Annotated in this window: 15 protein-coding genes, 1 tRNA gene, 2 rRNA genes and 1 pseudogene (1 of these 19 only partly in view); 14 read left to right on the top strand and 5 right to left on the bottom strand. The window is 63.5% G+C overall.

Annotation, left to right across the window (positions count from 1 at the left end; all coding sequences use genetic code 11):
- From QTL98_RS02770 to QTL98_RS02780, 3 genes are all read left to right on the top strand, one after another.
- Positions 1 to 2,501, top strand: a 23S ribosomal RNA gene (locus QTL98_RS02770) (it extends 295 nt beyond the left edge of the window).
- A 118-nt stretch (positions 2,502 to 2,619) separates the two neighbouring features.
- Positions 2,620 to 2,735 (top strand): 5S ribosomal RNA (gene rrf / locus QTL98_RS02775).
- Between the two features lie 78 nt (positions 2,736 to 2,813).
- Positions 2,814 to 2,890: transfer RNA gene (locus tag QTL98_RS02780), tRNA-Met, on the top strand.
- 247 nt (positions 2,891 to 3,137) lie between these two features.
- On the opposite strand, the gene QTL98_RS02785 is transcribed toward QTL98_RS02780, so the two are convergent.
- Both QTL98_RS02785 and QTL98_RS02790 read right to left on the bottom strand, forming a co-directional pair.
- The gene (locus tag QTL98_RS02785) at positions 3,138 to 3,560 is read right to left on the bottom strand and encodes a DoxX family protein (RefSeq protein WP_445682073.1); all 423 of its coding nucleotides are present in this window, start codon (positions 3,558 to 3,560) and stop codon (positions 3,138 to 3,140) included.
- Between the two features lie 151 nt (positions 3,561 to 3,711).
- The gene (locus QTL98_RS02790; protein WP_445680706.1) at positions 3,712 to 4,104 is read right to left on the bottom strand and encodes an ester cyclase; all 393 of its coding nucleotides are present in this window, start codon (positions 4,102 to 4,104) and stop codon (positions 3,712 to 3,714) included.
- A gap of 295 nt (positions 4,105 to 4,399) precedes the next feature.
- Between QTL98_RS02790 and QTL98_RS02795 the strand changes: the two genes are divergently transcribed.
- Both QTL98_RS02795 and QTL98_RS02800 read left to right on the top strand, forming a co-directional pair.
- Positions 4,400 to 5,296, top strand: a complete 897-nt coding sequence (locus tag QTL98_RS02795; RefSeq protein ID WP_445682074.1) for an AraC family transcriptional regulator — start codon at positions 4,400 to 4,402, stop codon at positions 5,294 to 5,296.
- Positions 5,297 to 5,461: 165 nt separating this feature from the next.
- Entirely contained in the window at positions 5,462 to 6,430 is a 969-nt protein-coding gene (locus QTL98_RS02800; protein WP_445680707.1) for a hypothetical protein, read from the top strand.
- Positions 6,431 to 6,643: 213 nt separating this feature from the next.
- Here QTL98_RS02800 and QTL98_RS02805 read toward each other — a convergent pair whose 3' ends face one another.
- Entirely contained in the window at positions 6,644 to 7,549 is a 906-nt protein-coding gene (locus tag QTL98_RS02805) for a LysR family transcriptional regulator (protein WP_445680708.1), read from the bottom strand.
- Positions 7,550 to 7,679: 130 nt separating this feature from the next.
- Between QTL98_RS02805 and QTL98_RS02810 the strand changes: the two genes are divergently transcribed.
- The 4 genes from QTL98_RS02810 (at position 7,680) to QTL98_RS02825 (ending at position 11,105) form a co-directional block, all read left to right on the top strand.
- Complete coding sequence (locus tag QTL98_RS02810) at positions 7,680 to 8,336, top strand: type 1 glutamine amidotransferase domain-containing protein (protein WP_445680709.1); 657 nt, start codon at positions 7,680 to 7,682, stop codon at positions 8,334 to 8,336.
- Positions 8,337 to 8,504: 168 nt separating this feature from the next.
- Complete coding sequence (locus QTL98_RS02815; protein WP_445680710.1) at positions 8,505 to 9,518, top strand: aldo/keto reductase; 1,014 nt, start codon at positions 8,505 to 8,507, stop codon at positions 9,516 to 9,518.
- 102 nt (positions 9,519 to 9,620) lie between these two features.
- Positions 9,621 to 10,721 carry an alkene reductase gene (locus QTL98_RS02820; RefSeq protein WP_445680711.1) on the top strand — a complete coding sequence of 367 codons (1,101 nt, stop codon included), beginning with the start codon at positions 9,621 to 9,623 and terminating at the stop codon, positions 10,719 to 10,721.
- A gap of 219 nt (positions 10,722 to 10,940) precedes the next feature.
- On the top strand, positions 10,941 to 11,105 hold the full coding sequence (locus tag QTL98_RS02825) for a hypothetical protein (RefSeq protein ID WP_445680712.1): 165 nt from the start codon (positions 10,941 to 10,943) through the stop codon (positions 11,103 to 11,105).
- A gap of 18 nt (positions 11,106 to 11,123) precedes the next feature.
- Here the strand turns inward: QTL98_RS02825 and QTL98_RS02830 are convergent, their stop codons facing one another.
- Positions 11,124 to 12,020: a LysR family transcriptional regulator gene (locus QTL98_RS02830; protein WP_445680713.1), complete on the bottom strand. Its 897-nt coding sequence runs from the start codon at positions 12,018 to 12,020 to the stop codon at positions 11,124 to 11,126.
- 132 nt (positions 12,021 to 12,152) lie between these two features.
- Between QTL98_RS02830 and hglS the strand changes: the two genes are divergently transcribed.
- The 5 genes and pseudogenes from hglS to QTL98_RS02855 all read left to right on the top strand — a co-directional run bounded on the left by hglS (position 12,153) and on the right by QTL98_RS02855 (position 19,124).
- Positions 12,153 to 13,550, top strand: a complete 1,398-nt coding sequence (hglS, locus tag QTL98_RS02835; RefSeq protein WP_445680714.1) for a 2-oxoadipate dioxygenase/decarboxylase HglS — start codon at positions 12,153 to 12,155, stop codon at positions 13,548 to 13,550.
- A 19-nt stretch (positions 13,551 to 13,569) separates the two neighbouring features.
- Positions 13,570 to 14,985: an FAD-binding oxidoreductase gene (locus tag QTL98_RS02840; RefSeq protein WP_445680715.1), complete on the top strand. Its 1,416-nt coding sequence runs from the start codon at positions 13,570 to 13,572 to the stop codon at positions 14,983 to 14,985.
- Positions 14,986 to 15,040: 55 nt separating this feature from the next.
- Positions 15,041 to 16,567 (top strand): L-piperidine-6-carboxylate dehydrogenase, encoded by a 1,527-nt coding sequence (gene amaB / locus QTL98_RS02845; RefSeq protein WP_445680716.1) that lies wholly within the window; start codon positions 15,041 to 15,043, stop codon positions 16,565 to 16,567.
- Between the two features lie 7 nt (positions 16,568 to 16,574).
- Positions 16,575 to 17,801, top strand: a pseudogene (locus QTL98_RS02850) (pyridoxal phosphate-dependent aminotransferase); the annotation flags it as partial.
- A 138-nt stretch (positions 17,802 to 17,939) separates the two neighbouring features.
- Entirely contained in the window at positions 17,940 to 19,124 is a 1,185-nt protein-coding gene (locus QTL98_RS02855; protein WP_445682075.1) for an NAD(P)/FAD-dependent oxidoreductase, read from the top strand.
- Positions 19,125 to 19,149: 25 nt separating this feature from the next.
- Here the strand turns inward: QTL98_RS02855 and QTL98_RS02860 are convergent, their stop codons facing one another.
- Positions 19,150 to 20,049, bottom strand: coding sequence for a LysR substrate-binding domain-containing protein (locus tag QTL98_RS02860; RefSeq protein WP_445680717.1), 900 nt, complete (start codon positions 20,047 to 20,049; stop codon positions 19,150 to 19,152).
- Between the last annotated feature and the right edge of the window lie 11 nt (positions 20,050 to 20,060).

Raw genomic sequence — 20,060 nt, forward strand, 5'->3', positions numbered from 1 at the left:
CGAGCGAACGCGGACCAGGCCAGTGGCTTGTGGTTAAGAACCGGAACGACATGGAAAGGTCGGCCAAAGCGGGTGATAGCCCCGTACGGGTAGAAATTCCACAAGTCCTTGAGTAGGGCGGGGCACGTGAAACCCTGTCTGAACATGGGGGGACCATCCTCCAAGCCTAAGTACTCCTCGACGACCGATAGTGAACCAGTACCGTGAGGGAAAGGTGAAAAGCACCCCGATAAGGGGGGTGAAACAGACCCTGAAACTGGATGCCTACAATCAGTGGGAGCCCGCAAGGGTGACCGCGTACCTTTTGTATAATGGGTCAGCGACTTAATCTGTGCGGCAAGCTTAAGCCGATAGGCGAAGGCGAAGCGAAAGCGAGTGTGAACAGCGCGATCAGTCGTACGGATTAGACCCGAAACCGGGTGATCTAGCCATGGACAGGTTGAAGATGCAGTAACATGCATTGGAGGACCGAACCCACGTCTGTTGAAAAAGACGGGGATGATCTGTGGCTAGGGGTGAAAGGCCAATCAAACTCGGAAATAGCTGGTTCTCCGCGAAAGCTATTTAGGTAGCGCGTCGTGTATTGCCGCCGGGGGTAGAGCACTGGATGGGCTAGGGGGCCGCGAGGCTTACCAAACCTAACCAAACTCCGAATACCGGTGAGTAGAGCACGGCAGACAGACGGCGGGTGATAAGGTCCGTCGTCAAGAGGGAAACAGCCCAGACCACCAGCTAAGGTCCCCAAATTATGGCTAAGTGGGAAAGGATGTGGGAAGGCCAAGACAATCAGGAGGTTGGCTTAGAAGCAGCCATCCTTTAAAGAAAGCGTAATAGCTCACTGATCTAGTTAAGCAATCCTGCGCCGAAGATGTACCGGGGCTCAAGCCATATACCGAAGCTGTGGATGTGATCTTTTAGATCACGTGGTAGCGGAGCGTTCTGTAGGCCTGTGAAGGGATACCCGTGAGGGGTCCTGGAGGTATCAGAAGTGAGAATGCTGACATGAGTAGCGACAAGGAGTGTGAGAAACACTCCCGCCGAAAGCCCAAGGGTTCCTGCGCAAGGCTAATCCGCGCAGGGTCAGTCGGCCCCTAAGACGAGGGCGAAAGCCGTAGTCGATGGGAACACGGTTAATATTCCGTGACCTGATGGAGGTGACGAAGGCTGGACGTTGTCAGACCTTATTGGATTGGTCTGGCAGCCAAGGACTTCCGGGAAATAGCCCCATCATCAAGACCGTACCCCAAACCGACACAGGTGGGCTGGTAGAGTATACCAAGGCGCTTGAGAGAATGGTGTTGAAGGAACTCGGCAAAATACCTCCGTAACTTCGGGAGAAGGAGGCCCGGTTCTTGCGCAAGCAGGGGCCGGGGGCACAAACCAGGGGGTGGCGACTGTTTAGCAAAAACACAGGGCTCTGCGAAGTCGACAAGACGACGTATAGGGTCTGACGCCTGCCCGGTGCCGGAAGGTTAAGAGGAGAGGTGAGAGCTTTGAATCGAAGCCCCGGTAAACGGCGGCCGTAACTATAACGGTCCTAAGGTAGCGAAATTCCTTGTCGGGTAAGTTCCGACCTGCACGAATGGCGTAACGACTGCCCCGCTGTCTCCAACACCAACTCAGCGAAATTGAATTCGCCGTGAAGATGCGGCGTACCCGCGGTCAGACGGAAAGACCCCGTGCACCTTTACTACAGCTTTGCAGTGGTATCAGGGTTCTCATGTGTAGGATAGGTGGGAGGCTTTGAAGTTCGGGCGCCAGCTCGGATGGAGCCATCCTTGAAATACCACCCTTGAGTATCCTGATATCTAACCGCGGCCCGTTATCCGGGTCCGGGACCCTGCATGGTGGGTAGTTTGACTGGGGCGGTCGCCTCCCAAAGAGTAACGGAGGCGTGCGAAGGTAGGCTCAGGCTGGTCGGAAATCAGCCGTCGAGTGCAATGGCATAAGCCTGCCTGACTGTGAGACAGACAAGTCGAACAGAGACGAAAGTCGGTCATAGTGATCCGGTGGTTCCGCATGGAAGGGCCATCGCTCAACGGATAAAAGGTACGCCGGGGATAACAGGCTGATACCCCCCAAGAGTCCACATCGACGGGGGTGTTTGGCACCTCGATGTCGGCTCATCTCATCCTGGGGCTGGAGCAGGTCCCAAGGGTATGGCTGTTCGCCATTTAAAGAGGTACGTGAGCTGGGTTCAGAACGTCGTGAGACAGTTCGGTCCCTATCTGCCGTGGGTGTAGGAGTTTTGAGAGGAGCTGTCCCTAGTACGAGAGGACCGGGATGGACGCACCTCTGGTGTACCGGTTGTCGCGCCAGCGGCATCGCCGGGTAGCTAAGTGCGGAACGGATAACCGCTGAAAGCATCTAAGCGGGAAGCCGACCTCAAAACCAGAACTCCCTATCAGGGCCGTGGAAGACCACCACGTTGATAGGACGGATGTGGAAGCGCAGTAATGCGTGAAGCTTACCGTTACTAATTGCCCGACCGGCTTGTTCACTCCACTCCGTTATACATGCAAGTCCTCCACCAAGAGGCACCCCGCACGGGTTACTCGGATCAAGAAACAACCCTGTTTGCCAGCAAGCGCGCTTGCAAACATCTGTTTGATTAATCGACCTGGTGGTCCTGGCGAAGGCGAAACACCCGATCCCTTTCCGAACTCGGCCGTGAAATCCTTCAGCGCCAATGGTACTGCGTCGTCAGGACGTGGGAGAGTAGGTCATCGCCAGGTCTATCAATCAAACAGAACAAAGCTTCCCTCTTCATACTCTGCACCCAACCGGCCCCTCCCCAGCACAAATCGCACCCCTGCGGGGTGGAGCAGCCCGGTAGCTCGTCAGGCTCATAACCTGAAGGCCGCAGGTTCAAATCCTGCCCCCGCACCCATAAAAGCAAAGACCCCAGTGCCCAAAGCGCTGGGGTCTTTGCTTTTACGGGCTCGGTGGACAGATGAGAGAAGCCGGCTCCAGGTTCGGCCCGGAGCAGCACCGCTGCGCAGGGCAACGCAGCAGCCACCGCAAGGTGGATGAGGCGGTAAATCCTGCCCCCAAGCCCAAATATCAAACCCCACCGCTCGTATTGACGGTGGGGTTTTTACTTTTACGGGCTCGGCTGGGGGACAGGGGAAAGTTGCTTAGGTTCGAGCCAGTCCGGACGAGCGCCAGCGGATGTGCCATGTAAGCGCCAGCTTCTCGCCCGAGCCGTGAACGGCGGCAAACAGTAGGCCGGCGATATAGGTGAAGTGATCGACGAAGAAGCCGAATTCCATCGGGTTTGCCTCCCAGCGGGAGGGGCCATGGAAGGCGAGGCCGAGAAACAGCACATAGGCCGCGGCCAGCACCGCCGCTTCGGAGAAAAATGCCCCGGATAAGAAAGCCAGGGCCAGTGCGATTTCAAAGAAGGCGGCGACCCATGCGAAAAAGAGCGGGAAGGGGAAGCCGATGGCCGCGATGTATTGCGCCGTGTCTTCCATGCCGGAAAACTTGAACGAGGCCGCCATCAGGAAAGCGCCGCCGAAGATCAGGCGGGCGATGAGGATTGCGACTGTCTTTATCATCTCGGATGGTCCTTTTGGTTGCGCTCTTGCGAGCATCTATCCCTAGGACGAACCGCAAGGCCGTGCGCCGACATCGACCTGATCTGTTTTACGCATTTCCCCTGATCGCCGGGCTCACCCGCATGTCTACACCTCCAGGGAAACGCCGAGCTCAGACCCCGATCTGCGCCCGGATCGCGGCGATATCGATGACCGACCAGACGCCGGCGACCTTGCCATCCTCGAAGCGGTAGAAGACGTTTTCGGTGAAGTGCACTCGCCTGCCATTGACCGGCAGGCCAAACAGCTCTCCCCGGGGTGTGCAGTCGAAGAGTAGCCTCGCGCCGATCATGGGAGGATCGGCTATGAGGAAATCGATGTGAAAATGGAGGTCAGGGATCGCGGCGACGTCGCCTTCAAGCATCCTGCGGTAACCGCCAAGGCCGAATTTGCGTCCGTTATGTTCGGCGCTCTCGACAACATGATCTCCCAGACGGGACCAGTCCCGCCGGTTCAGGCAGTCGATATAGGCGCGGTATTTTTCTGACAGCTCGTCTTTCGTCATCCCTGATCCTCCCTTTTGGGCATTTTACCGAAGCGCCCGATGTCCTGGCGGAAGCAATCAGGGTTTCTTGTCTTTGAGGCGATCCGGCGGCCATGTCGTCGAATTGAGGCGTAATCCTTTCCCAACGGCACTCAGGACGGCTTTCCCGCATTTTGTCCTTTCCTTCCGATCGCTCCCATGACGATGCTGGATGGACAAAGGCTGTTGGCTCTCGAGGAGGGGCGAGCAGGCGATCATGATCCGTTTCGATACCGATGACATTGCCCCGCAGGATCGCTTCGACCATTGGCGCGAAGTGCGCGGGCGCAGCCTGTTTGGCGTCACCATTGAACTGCCGTCCGAGCGCCGCCCCGCTTTCAGCGGCTTCTTTCGTGCCCATGCCGTCGGCAGTGCCATTGCCTCTGAAATGCGGGCCTCGGCCTATCATGTCAGCCGCACCGAAGCGGATATCGGGCGCATTGCCGGCGACAGCCTGTGCATCGCGCTGCAGGTGAAGGGGGGCGGCCTGCTGCGCTCGGGCCGCGACCACACCGACATAGTGCGGGAGGGTGATCTGGTCGTCACCCATTCCGATCTGCCGCACCAAGGGTTGCCGGGCAGTCATGAGAGCTTTCACTGCCTCATGCTCAAGATACCGCTCGATGACAGGCTGACGCTTGGCCAGCCGGCCCATGATCTCTTCGCGACCCGTTATCTGGAGAGGCCGGTTTTCGCCCGGCCGTTCCGCGCCCTGTTCAATGCCCTTGTTGCTGACGGCAGCAAGCTGGCCGATCCGGCCGGGGAGGTCAGCGGGCTTGCCCGGCTGGCTCTTGCGGCCCGCGGACGCCTTTCCGTCGCCCTGCCGGAGGTAAGGGCGGCCCTGCGGGCAGGCCTGCGTTATGCCGCGCTTGAGATCCTGCAGCGTGACCGGCGCCGCTGGGAGGTAACCCCGGCTGCCGTTGCCGCCGAGCTGGGCATCTCGCTGCGCCAGCTGCATCTGGTGTTCGAGGGGGCGGAGCAGACTTTTGCCCGCACGCTTGCGGGCTTGCGCCTTGAGGATGCCCGTGCGCTGCTGCTGCAGGACCCGGCCTTGCCGGTAACCGAAGTCGCCTATGCCTGCGGCTTTGAAAGTCTCGCCACCTTCTACAGGCTGTTCGGCGCCCAGTTTGGTCTGGCGCCGGGCGAATTGCGGGAGCAGGCAAGCCTGCACTAGCGCCGCCTGTTCTCCCGCGCGATCTGACGCACCTCCCGGAAAATCACTTGCTTTGCACCCGTTGAGAAGACGGCGCCGATGCCCTCGCGGTACGGCGGTAGTCAGTTGGGTGTGCCTTCGCCGGTATCGGTCAGGCGCGCTCCCCGTATTTTTGAGGGGCGGCTCATGGGCGTGATCGTGGAGTTGCCGGTATCCCGGCGGTTGCGGACGGCTCTTGCACAGTTGGAGCCGTCGCAGGATGAGGCTGTTCGGCGGCTTCTCGCCGCTCCGGGATTTTCCGTGGCCATCCGGCAACTGGCCCAGGGCTTTGTCGCTATTCATGAGGCGGCCCCGCGCACGGCCGCGCTTTTTGCCACCCAGCAGCGCTGGCTCCTCTGCCATGCCGCGCTTGCGCTCTATTTCCGCATGGACGACCCGGCCCGGCCGGGGCTTGGCCGGCGGGATCTCGGCCAACTGGCGCTGCGGCATGCCATTGCCAGCCGCAATACCGCCTATGCCTTTTTTGATGAGGCGTTGAAATACGGCGTCATCCGCCCGGTCCCGGGCAGCGCCGCCGGCGAGGGCTGCCTGGCCGCCCCGTCACCGGCAACCCTCACCATGCTGGCCCACTGGTTTGCCGCGCATCTGCAGGCGCTTGATCTGATCGACAAGGCAGAGCGTACAGGCCGGTTTCAGGAAGCCCCCGAGGCCCTTCTTGCTCTGGCCGAGCCGGAGATCGCCCGTGCCTTGCTGGCCGACCCCGGTATCCGCCAGCCCGGCCCGCTCTATTCCATCTTCACCTGGGCCGATGCCGGCGGGCTGATCATGGACCGGCTGATTGCCGGCATCGGCCCGGAAGTGTCACCGGAGCGCGACAAGTTCCTGACCGATGTCAGCGCCATCTCGCATCTGGCCGAGGCTTTCGGCCTTTCCCGCGCCCATACCAGCCGCAAGTTTGCAGCCGCTGAGTCCATTGGCGGTGTCGGCTGGAGCGGGCGGCGCGGGCGCTCGCGCATCTGGATTTCACGGGCGTTTCATGACGAGTACGCCCGTGCCCAGGCGCAAAAGCTTGCCATTATCGAGCGGGCCTTTGTGGATGCGCTGGCCCGGCTTTCCGCCGGGGCCGGAAAACCACCGGTCTCTACCCGGACCTGAGGGGCGGCGGTGCGCCCGCCCCGCGCATCAAAAATGGACGCTGACGCTACCCCGGCCCTTTCATAGGCTGGATGTCGGGTTCAGGGTCGCGGGGAGCGGGATCCGCAGGGCGGGCCAATGCTTCGGGGGAAGTGGGGGCGCGCTCCGGCGGAGCCTGTTGCCCGCGGCCCGGCCTGCCGGTGGGCACTGCTGCTGCCCGGCTATTGCTGCCGCTCAGCCGGCCGCGACCTCCCGCGCTACCTCGGCGATCAGCGTGCGCAGCCAGCGATGGGCCGGATCGTGCCGGTAGCGCACATGCCAGGCCATCTCCACCGGAAAGGTGCCGAGATCGACCGGCGAGGGCAGCACCTTTAGCCGCTTGTCGCGGGCAAGGAAGCGGCAGATCAGCTTCGGCAATGTCGAACAATAATCCGTCACGGCGATGAGTTCCGGGATGGCAAGGAAGTGGGTGACGGAAACCGCCACATCCCGCCTAAGCCCCTGCCGATCCAGCGCCTGGAACAGACCGGCACGCAGGCGGCCCGGCGGCAGCATGTTGACGTGGCGCATCTGCTCATATTGCTGGCGCGTGAGGCTCTCCTTCACCTGCGGGTGGTCTGCCCGCACCACGCAGGCGAGCCCGTCTTCCATCATGTGCTGCACCACCAGATTGTCAGGCGGGTCGACGATGCGCCCCAGCACCATTGCTGTGGAGCCGGAAACCACGCCGGTCTCGGCAAGATCGCTGCCGAAGGGGGTAAGGCGCAGCTTGATGTTGGGTGCCACCTCGCGCAGCTTCGCCACCACCGCCGGCATCAGCACGAACTCGACATAGCTGTTGGGGGCGACGGTAAAGAGTAGCTCGGCCTTTGACGGGTCGAACGCCTGCTGGCCCAGCACTACATCATCCAGCGAGGCGAGTGCTGCCGCGATAACCGGCGCCAGCTCCAGTGCTTTCTGCGTCGGCTGCATGCCGTAGCGCTCGCGGATAAAAAGCGGGTCCTGCAGCGTGGTGCGCAGCCGTGTCAGCGCGTTGGAAAGGGCGGGCTGGGTAATGCCCAGCCGCTCGGCGGCGCGGGTTACGTTGCGCTCCTCCATCAAGGCAATGAAGGTCGGCAGCAGATTCAGGTCATAACGCATGAGTTATAATCTCATGTGAATATCTGAAATCACAGTAATAAATTTCCGGAATGTATCGGTGCGGGACATGATCCGGGCATCCCAAACAGCGCGCCCGGCAAGAAGGCGGGCGCCAGCAAGGAGCCAGCCGATGTCCCGCATCCTCTTCATCCTCACCAGCCACGAGCGCATGCTGAATAATGAGCTCACCGGCCTCTGGGCCGAGGAGCACGCTGTGCCATACCTCGCCCTGACCGCTGCTGGTCACGAGGTCGTGGTTTCTTCCATTGCCGGCGGCCGGGTCCCGGTTGACCCCAAGAGCAACCCGACTCCCGAACAGGCTCTCGCCTGGAACCGCCCCCTCGCCTTGCTCGCGGACACTCCCGCCTTCGACACTCTGGAGACGGATGGGTTTGATGCCGTCCACATGCCGGGTGGCCACGGGGCCGTCTTCGACATGCCCTATAACAGGAAGCTGCATGACCTGCTCTTCCGCTTTGACGAAACCGGCCGGGTGATTTCCAGCCTCTGCCATGCGCCGGCCGTCTTTGCCGGCATGCGTCGCCCGGATGGCACGCCCTTTATCGCTGGCCGCCATGTCGCCGCCTTTACCGATGCCGAGGAACGCGCCGTGGGCGGAGTGGAAAAGGTGCCGTTCCTGCTGGAAACGCGCCTCAAGGAGCTGGGCGCCATCCATCACCCCGCCGCGGACTGGGCATCACACGCCATCAAGGATGGCCGCCTTGTCACCGGGCAGAACCCGCAATCCTCGGCCGCCGCGGCAGCGCTGATCCTCGGCCTGCTCTAGGGAAACAACCACGGCTTCTGGACGACAAGTGTTCAATCATCCGCATTGTTTTCGTGAGACGGATGTTGGCCGTCGTTCAGATGCCTTGCCCTTATTGTCATTCGCTCAAAGCTGACGGCCCTGCCGCGCCAGACAGCCCCCCACACTTTGCTCCGAAAGGGTTTTAAAATGGCTCTCAAGGATATTCTCCCCAGCCGCCTCGGTTTCGGCGCGGCCCCGCTTGGCAACATGTTCCGCGCCATTCCCGAGGAGGAAGCGCTGGAAACCGTGAATGCCGCCTGGAACGATGGCATCCGCTATTTCGACAACGCCCCCTTCTATGGCGCCGGCCTTGCCGAAATCCGCATGGGCGAGGCGCTCGTCGGCCGGCCGCGGGATGAGTACGTCATCAGCACCAAGGTTGGCCGCGTGATCCTCGACGAGGTTGAGGATGTGAGCGCCCGCGACAATGGCGAAAAAGGCGATGTCTTCAAGCATGGCCGCCCGAACCGGATCGTGAATGACTATTCGGAAGACGCCACGCTGCGCTCCATTGAGGACAGCCTGAAGCGCCTCGATACGGACCGTATCGAAATTGCTTTCGTCCATGATGTCGCCCAGGATTTTTATGGTGATGAGTGGCTCGATGTGTTCGAGACCGCCCGCAAGGGGGCCTTCAAGGCGCTCGACCGGTTGCGGGATGAGGGCGTGATCAAGGCCTGGGGCCTGGGCGTCAACCGTGTCGAGCCCATCGAGCTGCTGCTGGGGTTGGAGAACAATCGCCCCGATGGTTTCCTGCTGGCCGGGCGCTACACGCTGCTCGACCATGACCGGGCGCTGCAGCGCGTGATGCCGCTGGTGGCCGAACGGGGCCTCGGCATCGTGGTTGGCGGCCCCTACAGCTCCGGCGCCCTCGTCGGCGGGCCCAATTTCGAATATGCTCCTGCCACCCCGGCCATTCTCAGGAAGGTGGCTGACATCAAGGCGATTGCCGATCGTTATGGCGTGAGCATGAAGGCCGCAGGCCTCCAGTTCTCGCTCGCCAACCCTGCCGTTGCGGCGGTCATCCCCGGCGCAAGCCGTCCCGGCCGTATCGCCGAGGATAGCGCCGCGCTTCAGGAAAAAGTGCCGACCGACTTCTGGTGGGAACTGCGTAATGCCGGCCTCGTGAACCCGGCTGCCCCGCTGCCGCTCGGCGACTGACCTCTCTCTGACCGCATCCGCGAAAGACTGCCCTTCTCCCCCGGCTGCCGTGACGGCGCCGGGGGAGGGACGGCCCCGCTTTGCCCGAAAGGATCCCTTGAAATGACCACCCCTCATAAGGCCGATCTTTTTGCGCCCGGCCATATCGGCGCCATCCCTGTCGCCAACCGCATCGCCATGGCCCCGCTCACCCGCTCGCGGGCCGACATGGAAGGTGTGCCGTCGCCTTTCGCCGCAGAATATTACCACCAGCGCGCCAGCGCCGGCCTCATCGTGGCGGAGGCAACCAACATCTCCCGCGCCGGGCGTGGTTATGCGCTGACCCCCGGCATCTATGAGGGCGCCCATGTCGCAGGTTGGGCCGAGGTGACAAAGGCCGTGCATGAGGCGGGTGGGCGCATCGTGCTCCAGCTCTGGCATGTCGGCCGTATCTCGCATGTCAGCCTGCAGGAAAAGGGCGTGGCGCCGGTCGCCCCGTCGGCAATCCAGGCCGGTGGCACCGTCTTTACGCTGGAGGGCATGCTGCAGCCATCGATGCCCCGCGCGCTGGCGCTGGAAGAAATCCCGGCCCTTATCGAGGATTACCGCCGTGCCGCCCGAAACGCGCTGAAGGCGGGTTTCGATGGCGTGGAAGTGCATATCGCCAATGGTTATCTGCTGGAGCAGTTCCTGCGCGACAGCACCAACAAGCGCACGGACCGGTATGGCGGCTCCATCCAGAACCGCGCCCGCCTGCCCATCGAGGTGGTGACGGCGGTGGCGGAAATCTGGGGCGCGGACCGGGTCGGCGTCAGGCTCTCCCCGCTCTCCACCGCCATCGGCGATACCCCGCTCGATAGCACCCCGCAGGCAACCTACGGCTATCTGGCCCGCGAGCTTGGCAAACTGGGCCTTGCCTGGCTGCATGCCATCGAGGGGCAGACCCGTGGTGACAATGCCGCCGGTGCCTTTGACTTCAAGGCCCTGCACGCGGCCTTTGGCGGCAGTTACATCGCCAACAACAGCTATGACCGCGGCATGGCCCTCAAGGCCGTCGCCTCCGGCCATGCCGATATGGTCTCTTTCGGCCGGCCCTTCATCGGCAACCCCGATCTGGTCGAGCGCCTGCGCCGCGAAGCGCCGCTCACTGAAGCGCCGGCGGCTGCCTATTATGGCGGCGGGGCGGAGGGCTATATCGACTTTCCGGCGCTGGAAACGGTCTGAGAGAAATGTGCCCCGGCCTCACCCGCCGGGGCTTCGTTTATCCTGTCAAAAATGGACGCAGACAGCCGCGCCGCCACCGCCTAGGGGTTAAGGCAGTTCAGGTTTCACGAGATGCAGCCTTGTCCGTGACTGCCGCGTTCCAAAAGAGAGCCGGCACATGGAAGGAGGCTGCCTTTCTGGTGGACCCGGCCCCTGAAGGAAGGATGGCGGGTGGCGGCGATGGCGTGGCTCTACATAAAGCTCCCGGGCGGCACGTTGAAGGTCAAGCCGCGTTCCCACCTGCGCTCGCTGGAACTTAACCATCTGGTGCCGATGCTCGATCTGGGCTTCGTCATCTTCTCCTGGTGGTCCCGGGAGCAGGTAAAGGCGGACAGGCAGCGTTAGTCCCCCGCAATCCGATCGTCAGCGCGACACCTGCCCCAGCAGCCAGTCCTGGAACTGGCGGGTGATGGCGGTGCCCTGTTTGCCTTCGGGCGTCACGATATAATAACTGTTGGCCGTGGTGATCGGCCGGTCGAGCGTGATGCCCAGGCGGCCGGAGGCCAGCTCATCCTCGATCAGATAACGCGGCAGCAAGGCGAAGCCGAGCCCTTGCAGGGCCGCCTCGATGATCATGCTGAACTGGTCGAACCGGTGGCCCTGGAAGGCACCGGCGCCCTCGTGGGCATTGGCCTGAAACCAGTCGGACCACAGCCGGGGCCGGGTGGTGAGGTGGAGCAGCGGCGCTTTTTCAAAATCCGCCGGGCCGTTCACCGGCAGTTTTTCCAGCAGAGCCGGGCTTGCCACCGGCAGGATGATTTCGCTGCAAAGGTAAGTGCAGGTGGCATGCGCCCAGACCGGTTGGCCATAGTGGATGGCAATATCGAAATCTTCCGCCATCAGGTCGAACGGCTCTGAGCGGGAGGCGACGGTGAGCACCGTGCCCGGATGGCCGGCGAGAAAAGCCGGCAGGCGCTTCATGAGCCAGCGATTGCCGAACGTGGGCAGGGTGGCAACCGTCAGCGTGTCCTTGCCATCCGGCGCGGCCATGGCGCGCAGCACCATCTCTTCCGTCTGGCCGAGCAGGCGCACCACATCGGGTAAAAGCGCCTTGCCGGCGGCCGACAGCACCACACGTTTGCGGATACGCTCGAAGAGGGTGACATGCAGCTGGTCTTCCAGCGCGCGGATTTGCCGGCTGACGGCGCTTTGCGTCAGGTTCAACTCGGCGGCGGCCTGGGTGAAGCTGCCATGCCGCGCCGCACATTCGAAAGCCTGCAGCACGGAAAGGTCGGGAAGGGCGTTTCGGGCCAGCTTCATTCCAAACTCGCATGAAGTCGTTCAGATCGGTCGCTGTAACCGGTCAAATCTTCCCGCTAGTATGAAAAACAAGAATGATTGGCGCCAGCCTTCTGAGAGGCGGGTGCTCCTTGAGATGAGAGTGCGAGTGCGATGACGGCCCGGAATTTTGTGAGTGCCGACCATATCCGTGCGGAATTCTCCCGCGCCATGTCAGCGATGTACCGCGACGAAGTGCCCGCCTACGGCACGCTGATGTCGCTCGTCGCCCGGGTGAATGACGCGGTTCTGGCCGGCGATGCCACACTCGCCGCGCGGCTGGAAGCGACCGGATCGCTGGAGCGCATCTCCGAAGAACGTCACGGGGCCATCCGTCTCGGCACCACGGCGGAGCTTGCCATGATGCGCCGTGCCTTTGCCGTCATGGGCATGTTTCCGGTCGGGTATTACGACCTGACGGAAGCCGGCGTTCCGGTGCACTCCACCGCCTTCCGCCCGGTGGCGGAAGAAAGCCTGAAGCTCAATCCGTTCCGTGTCTTTACCTCGCTGCTCCGGCTGGACCTCATTGCGGATGAGAAGCTGCGCCAGGAAGCCGCCGATGTGCTGGCAAGGCGCCGCATCTTTACCGACGAGGCGGTGCGCCTTGTTGAAAAGGCGGAGGCAGAAGGCGGGCTTGATGTTGCCGATGCCGCGCGTTTCGTGCGCGAGGTGCTGGAGACGTTCCGCTGGCATGATCGTGCGCTGGTCAGCGCCGGTATGTACAAGCGCCTGCATGATGCCCATCGCCTGATTGCCGATGTTGTCTCCTTCAAGGGGCCGCACATTAACCATCTGACGCCGCGCACACTTGATATCGACAAGGTGCAGGCGCTGATGCCGGCGCAAGGCATTGCCCCCAAGGCCGTGGTCGAAGGTCCGCCGACGCGCAGCTGCGCCATCCTCCTGCGCCAGACCTCGTTCAAGGCGCTGGAGGAGGCTGTTTCCTTCATCGGCGCCGACGGCGCCTGGCATGAGGGCTCCCACACCGCCCGCTTCGGCGAGATCGAGCAGCGTGGCGTGGCACTGACGCCCAAGGGCCGCGCGCTTTATGACCAGTTGCTGGATGCCTCCCGCGCCCGGGTGCGTCCTGCCGCCGACGGATCCAACGCCGCCGAGTATGAAGCGGCGCTGGCGGACGTCTTCGCCGCCTTCCCGGATGACTGGGACGCGATGCGCAAGGCCGGCCTTGCCTATTTCAGCTACTCGCTGACGGAAAGGGGCAAGCTTGCCACCGGCCGCGCGCTTGATCTGGAAACGGCGATTGCCGAAGGGCTCGTGCAGTTTGACCCGATCATCTACGAGGACTTCCTGCCGGTCAGCGCTGCCGGTATCTTCCAGTCCAACCTCGGCGACGAGGCGGCGCAGGATTTTGCGGCAAGCCCCAATCAGGTGATGTTCGAGCGTGATCTCGGCGCTTCGGTGCTGGATGAGTTCGCCCATTATGCCGGTATCGAGCGGGCTTCGCTGGAAGGTTGCCTTGGCGTCGTCTCCCGCGCCGTTGCTGCGGAATGATGATCACAGGGCACCGAGCATGATTGATCCGACCCATCTGGACGCGCTGCGCGGCCTGCTTGGCGACAAGGGGCTGCTGACGGGGGCGGACATGGTCGCCTACGAAACGGGCGCCCGTTACGACAAGGGCAGCGCTGCCTTTGTCGCTCGCCCGGCCTCGACGGCGGAAGTGTCCGCCGTTGTTGCCTATTGCGTGAAGCAGGGCATCGCCCTCGTGGCGCAGTCCGGCAATACCGGCCTCGTCTCCGGCTCCACGCCGGATGGCAGCGGCAAGCAGGGCGTGCTGAGCCTTGACCGCCTGACCGGCACCTTCGATCTCGACCGGGTAAACCGCACGGTAAAGGCCGGTGCGGGCCTGCGCCTCAGCGATCTCAATGGCCGCCTGGAAGAGCATGGCCTGTTTTTCCCCATCGACCTCGGCGCCGATCCGCGCCTTGGCGGCATGATCGCCACCAACACCGGCGGCTCGCGGTTCCTGCGTTATGGCGATGTGCGCCACAACACGCTGGGCCTCACCGTCGTGCTGGCGGATGAGGCGGGAACGGTGCTCGATCTTTCCTCTGGTTTGCGCAAGAACAATACCGGCGTCGACTGGAAGCAATTCTTCATCGGCACCTCCGGCGCCTTCGGCATCATCACCGAATGTGTGCTCAATCTGGAGCCGGCACCGCGCCAGTCCGCCACCGCCTTGCTGGTGCCCGCCGCGCCGGAGCAGGTGCCGGCGCTCCTGCTGGCGATGGAAGAGGCGGTCGGCAGCACGCTTTCCGCCTTTGAGGGCATGTCCGGCAATGCCGTGCGGGCGGCGCTGGATCACGTGCCCTCGCTGCGCAATCCTTTCCAGGGCGGGGTGGTGCCGGAATTCGTCATTCTGGCCGAGCTGTCACGCTCCAACGGCCCGCGTGAGGGCGAGCAGCCGCTGGATGCGATGCTCGAAGAGGTGCTGGGCGCCATCTGGGAGCGGGAGGATGCGCCGCTCGCCGATGCCTTTGTTGGCCCGCCGCATGAAATCTGGGCGCTGCGCCACGCCCTTTCCGAAGGGGTGAAGCACAAGGGCCGGCTGATCGCCTTCGATCTCGCCTTCCGCCGCGGCGACATCATGCGCTTTCTGGAGCAGATGAAGGCTGACCTGCCGGGCAAGTTCCCCGGCGTCACCGTCTGCGATTTCGGCCATATCGGCGATGGCGGCGTGCACTTCAACCTCGTGGTGGCCAAAGACGATCCGCGCCTTGCCGGGCCGGCGTTTGAAGACGCGCTGCGCAGCTGGGTGTTCGAGGTGGCGGTGGAAGGGTTCGCCGGCAGCTTCAGCGCCGAACACGCTATCGGCCGCAAGAACCAGACCTTCTACGACAAATATACCCCCCGGGAGCTGCGCCGGCTGGCGGCAGGGCTCAAGGACATCACCTCGCCGGGCCCGCTCGGTGCGATGAGTTTCTGACATCAGGACAAGGCGGCACCAGCCCGCCCCGGAATTTGGAAAAAAGGAAAGACCGATGACCAAGAGCGTTGATGTGAAGCAGGAAACCGCCGCCCTTCTCGACAAGCTGGGCGTGCCGCGTGCCGCCTGGACGGGTGGGGACATGGCTTCCTTCAGCCCGGTCAGCGGGGAGGGAATCGCCAAACTCAAGACGGTGTCAGCGGCGGAGACGGCAAAGGTCATCGACGGCGCGCACGAAGCCTTCAAGGAATGGCGCCTCGTGCCGGCCCCGCGCCGCGGCGAGCTGGTGCGCCTGCTGGGTGAAGAGCTGCGCGCTTCCAAGGCCGATCTCGGCCGCCTCGTTTCCATCGAGGCCGGCAAGATCACCTCCGAGGGTCTCGGTGAAGTGCAGGAGATGATCGACATCTGCGATTTCGCCGTCGGTCTCTCCCGTCAGCTTTACGGCCTCACCATTGCCACCGAGCGCGCCGGCCACCGCATGATGGAAACCTGGCACCCGCTGGGCGTCGTCGGCATCATCTCCGCCTTCAACTTCCCGGTCGCCGTCTGGTCGTGGAATGCAGCGCTCGCGCTAGTGTGCGGCGATGCCACAGTGTGGAAGCCGTCGGAAAAGACGCCGCTGACCGCGCTTGCCTGCCAGGCCATCTTCGAGCGTGCGGCGGCCCGCTTCGGTTCCGCGCCGAAAAACCTCTCCCAGGTGCTGATCGGCGCGCGCGATGTGGGCGAGGCGCTGGTGGATAACCCCAGGGTCGCGCTCGTTTCCGCCACCGGCTCCACCCGCATGGGCAAGGAAGTCGCTCCGCGTCTGGCCAAGCGGTTCGCCCGCTCGATCCTTGAGCTCGGCGGCAACAATGCCGGCATCGTCTGCCCCACGGCCGATCTCGACATGGCGCTGCGCGCCATCGCCTTCGGCGCCATGGGCACCGCCGGTCAGCGCTGCACCACGCTGCGCCGCCTCTTTGTGCATGAGAGCGTTTACGACCAGCTCGTGCCGCGCCTCAAGAAGGCCTATCTCAGCGTCTCCGTCGGCAACCCGCTGGAAACCACGGCGCTTGTCGGTCCGCTGATCGACAAGCCGGCTTTCGACAATATGCAGAAGGCGCTTGCCGCGGCGAAGGCCGAGGGCGGCAGCATCACCGGCGGCGAGCGGGTGGCCGAGGCCGGCAAGGACAGCGCCTATTATGTGCGCCCGGCCATCGTCGAGATGCCGAAGCAGGCCGGCCCGGTGCTGGAAGAGACTTTCGCCCCCATCCTCTACGTCATGAAGTATTCGGACTTCGACAAGGCGCTTGAGGATCACAATGCGGTGGCGGCGGGCCTTTCCTCCTCCATCTTCACCCTCAATGTGCAGGAGGCCGAGCGCTTCCTGGCAGCCGACGGGTCCGATTGTGGCATCGCCAACGTCAATATCGGCACCTCCGGCGCCGAGATCGGCGGGGCCTTCGGCGGCGAGAAGGAAACCGGCGGCGGCCGTGAATCCGGCTCCGATGCCTGGAAAGCCTATATGCGTCGTGCCACCAATACGGTGAACTACTCCAAGGCCCTGCCGCTGGCGCAGGGTGTCTCCTTCGACATCGAGTAAACCCTTCATGCCCCTTGAGCCTCAGGCTTTGGAGGCGGGCTTCCGGCCCGCCTCCCGTATCGCCTCCATCGGCGTCTCGAAGATCCTGCAGATTGGCGCGCGTGCCGGCGCCATGAAGAAGCAGGGCCTGCCGGTCATCATTCTTGGTGCCGGCGAGCCCGATTTCGATACGCCCGATACCATCAAGGCGGCGGCCAAGGCGGCCATCGATCGCGGGGAGACCAAATACACCGCGCTCGATGGCACGCCGGAGCTCAAGGCGGCGATTGCCGCCAAGTTTGCCCGCGAAAACGGCGTCGAGTATGCGCTCGACGAAATCACCGTTGCCACCGGCGCCAAGCAGATCCTCTTCAACGCCTTCATGGCGAGCCTCAATCCCGGCGATGAGGTCATCATCCCGACGCCCTACTGGACGTCCTATTCCGACATTGTGGAGCTGTGTGGCGGCGTGCCGGTGCTGCTGCCCTGCGACGGCAAGGCCGGTTTCCGGCTGAAGGCGGAGCAGCTGCAGCGCGCGATCAGCCCCAAAACCCGCTGGGTGCTGCTCAACTCCCCCTCCAACCCATCGGGTGCGGCCTATAGTGAGGCGGATTACCGCCCGCTGCTGGATGTGCTGCTGACCCAGCGCCATGTGTGGCTGATGGTCGACGATATGTACGAGCATATCGTCTATGACGGCTTCCGTTTCGTGACGCCGGCGGCGCTGGAGCCGAAGCTCAAGCCCCGCACGCTCACCATCAACGGCGTTTCCAAGGCCTATGCCATGACCGGCTGGCGCATCGGCTATGCCGGCGGGCCGAAGGCACTCATCAAGGCCATGGCCGTTATCCAGAGCCAGGCAACCTCCTGCCCCTCTTCCGTCAGCCAGGCGGCGGCGGTCGAGGCGCTTAACGGCCCGCAGGATTTCCTCGCCCCCCGGCAGGAGAGTTTCAAGCGCCGGCGCGATCTGGTCGTGGCTGCGCTTAATGCCATCGACGGGCTTGAGTGCCGGGTGCCGGAAGGGGCGTTCTACACCTTTGCCAGCTGCGCCGGGCTGATGGGGCGCATCAGCCCCAAGGGCAAGCGCATCGCCACTGATAGCGATTTTACCGACTATCTGCTGGAAGAGGCGCATGTGGCGGTGGTGCCGGGCTCGGCCTTCGGCCTCTCGCCCTATTTCCGCATCTCCTACGCCACTTCCGAGGCCGAGTTACAGGAGGCGCTGAAGCGCATTGCTGCCGCTTGCGCGGCCTTGCGCGCGGCCCCCGAGGTAATAAAGCCCGCAGGCGCTCCCGCCATTTCCGGCGATGCCGGCATTTTGTGGCGGGCAAGCGCGGAAGAACATTCTCTGGCAACGCCGCTTGCCGGCGACAAGACCGTCGACCTGCTGATCGTGGGCGGCGGCTTTACCGGCAATGCCGCGGCGCTGGAAGCAGCGCGACGCGGCGCCACGGTATGCCTGCTGGAGGCCGAGATCATCGGCCATGGCGGCTCGGGGCGGAATGTCGGCCTCGTCAATGCCGGCCTGTGGCTGCCGCCGGAAACCGTCATCGCCCAGATGGGCGAGGCGGCAGGCCGGCGCCTGATCGACGAGCTGGGGCAGGGCCCGGGCCGGGTTTTCTCGATCATCGAGAGGGAAGGCATTGCCTGTGAGCCGATCCGTAACGGCACGCTTCACCTCGCCCACTCGCCTGCCGGCCTCAAGGATCTGCAAGAGCGTCACCGTCAGGGCAACCGCTATGGCGCCCCGCTGGAGCTCTTCGATGGTTTCGAGACGGCCCGCCGCACCGGTGTTCACGACACCTTCTTCGGCTCGCTCTTCGATCCGCGCGCCGGCACCATCCAGCCGCTGGCCTATTGCCGGGGTCTTGCCCGGGCGGCGGCGGCCAACGGCGCGGCCATCCATGACCGCTCGCCGGTGACCTCGCTCACCCGGCAGGGGGATGTGTGGGTTGCCCGTGCCAACGGACATGAGGTGAAGGCAAGGCATCTGCTGGTTGCCACCAATGCCTACCAGCTCGGCATCGAAACCCCGTTCAAGGCCGAATATACGGCCGTCAGCTACTGCCAGTTTGCTACCGAGCCGATGCCGGAAGCCGCGCGCCAGCGCATCCTGACGGGCGGCGAGGGCTGCTGGGATACGGCGGAAGTCATGTCTTCCTTCCGCACCGACCTTGCCGGCCGCATGATCATCGGCGGTATCGGCAACAGCGACGGGCCTGGCGCTGCCATCCACAAATCATGGGCGCGGCGCAAGCTCAGCAGCCTGTTCCCGGCCCTGCGCAAGCTGAAGTTCGAATATGGCTGGCGGGGCCGTATCGCCATGCCGGCGGACCATATCCCCAAGGTGGTCGCCTTCGGTCCCAACGCCTATGCCGCCTTTGGTTATTCCGGCCGCGGCATTTCGCCAGGCACCGTGTTCGGCACCCAGTCGGCGGTGGCGCTGCTGGAAGGCAACCCGGATGCCCTGCCGGTTGCGCCGATCGAGCGCTATAGCGAACGCTTTACCGCGCTGAAGGCCGCCTATTACGAAACCGGCGCTGCGCTAACCCATCTGGTGTCTCCGGCACTGCGCTGAGCAGTGCCGGTCCGGCTCAGGGTTCTCAGCCGGCGGCCAGGGCTGCTTCGATCTGCTCCTCGAAGGACGAAAGCAGGATCTCGATTTCACTGGTCAGTTTTTGCCCGAGCGGGCGGACCACCGCGCAGGAAAATTGTTCCTTGAGAGTAACCGGCCGGGAAACGCCGCCGGTGCGGGCAAATTCCTGTGCCGTGAAGGGATCGACAATGCCGGCCCCCATGCCCCGCGCGACCAGAGCGCTGATGACCGGGGAGAGATGGGACCGGACGGTCACGACCGGCGGCTTTTGCCGCCCGGCGAAAATGCGGTCGAGCATCTGGCCGGTTGCGGTGCTGGCATTGAAGGAGACGAAATCGCGGCCATCGAGGTCGGAAATCTCGATGACGTCCTTCTCCGCCAATTCGTGCCCCGCGGGCAGGATGCACCGGTAGGGCAGGTCGAATTTCTGCAGCAAATCGACTTCAAACTGCTGGCGTGTCGGCGAGGTAAAGCCGATCTGGCACTGCCGCGAGGCCACCTGCCGGATCACGTCCTGGGTCTGCATGGCCATGAGTTCGATCTGGACCGTCGGCATCTTGCGCCGCAGGGCAATCAGGACATCCGGCAGGATCGTCTGGGAGAGGGCGGGCATCGCCGCGACCGAGATGGCCGCGCGGCGGCCGCGCCGGATTTCCATGGCGGCCCGTTCGATGGTGGTCAGGCCGATAAAGGCACGTTCGACCTCAAGGGCCAGCTCCCGCGCCTCCGGGGTCGGGACAACCTTGCCCCCCATGCGCAGGAAAAGGTCGATCTGCAGCGCCTGCTCCAGATCGCGGATCAACCGGCTGACGGCAGGTTGGGAGACATTCAGCATATCGGCTGCGCCCGACACCGAGCCGGTGATGATCGTGGCGTGAAACGCCTCAAGCGAACGTTGGCTGAGCATATAACAAATCC

This window comes from Radicibacter daui, from assembly GCA_030657355.1.
GTDB lineage: Bacteria > Pseudomonadota > Alphaproteobacteria > Radicibacterales > Radicibacteraceae > Radicibacter > Radicibacter daui.

Bases quoted from the DNA above. Each gene is read 5' to 3' on its own strand.
- QTL98_RS02790 (WP_445680706.1), bottom strand. From the start codon at position 4,104: ATGACGAAAGACGAGCTGTCAGAAAAATACCGCGCCTATATCGACTGC.
- QTL98_RS02815 (WP_445680710.1), top strand. From the start codon at position 8,505: ATGGCTCTCAAGGATATTCTCCCCAGCCGCCTCGGTTTCGGCGCGGCC.
- QTL98_RS02820 (WP_445680711.1), top strand. From the start codon at position 9,621: ATGACCACCCCTCATAAGGCCGATCTTTTTGCGCCCGGCCATATCGGC.
- QTL98_RS02840 (WP_445680715.1), top strand. From the start codon at position 13,570: ATGATTGATCCGACCCATCTGGACGCGCTGCGCGGCCTGCTTGGCGAC.
- hglS (WP_445680714.1), top strand. From the start codon at position 12,153: ATGACGGCCCGGAATTTTGTGAGTGCCGACCATATCCGTGCGGAATTC.
- QTL98_RS02785 (WP_445682073.1), bottom strand. From the start codon at position 3,560: ATGATAAAGACAGTCGCAATCCTCATCGCCCGCCTGATCTTCGGCGGC.
- QTL98_RS02810 (WP_445680709.1), top strand. From the start codon at position 7,680: ATGTCCCGCATCCTCTTCATCCTCACCAGCCACGAGCGCATGCTGAAT.
- QTL98_RS02830 (WP_445680713.1), bottom strand. From the start codon at position 12,020: ATGAAGCTGGCCCGAAACGCCCTTCCCGACCTTTCCGTGCTGCAGGCT.
- QTL98_RS02825 (WP_445680712.1), top strand. From the start codon at position 10,941: ATGGCGTGGCTCTACATAAAGCTCCCGGGCGGCACGTTGAAGGTCAAG.
- QTL98_RS02805 (WP_445680708.1), bottom strand. From the start codon at position 7,549: ATGCGTTATGACCTGAATCTGCTGCCGACCTTCATTGCCTTGATGGAG.
- QTL98_RS02800 (WP_445680707.1), top strand. From the start codon at position 5,462: ATGGGCGTGATCGTGGAGTTGCCGGTATCCCGGCGGTTGCGGACGGCT.
- QTL98_RS02860 (WP_445680717.1), bottom strand. From the start codon at position 20,049: ATGCTCAGCCAACGTTCGCTTGAGGCGTTTCACGCCACGATCATCACC.
- amaB (WP_445680716.1), top strand. From the start codon at position 15,041: ATGACCAAGAGCGTTGATGTGAAGCAGGAAACCGCCGCCCTTCTCGAC.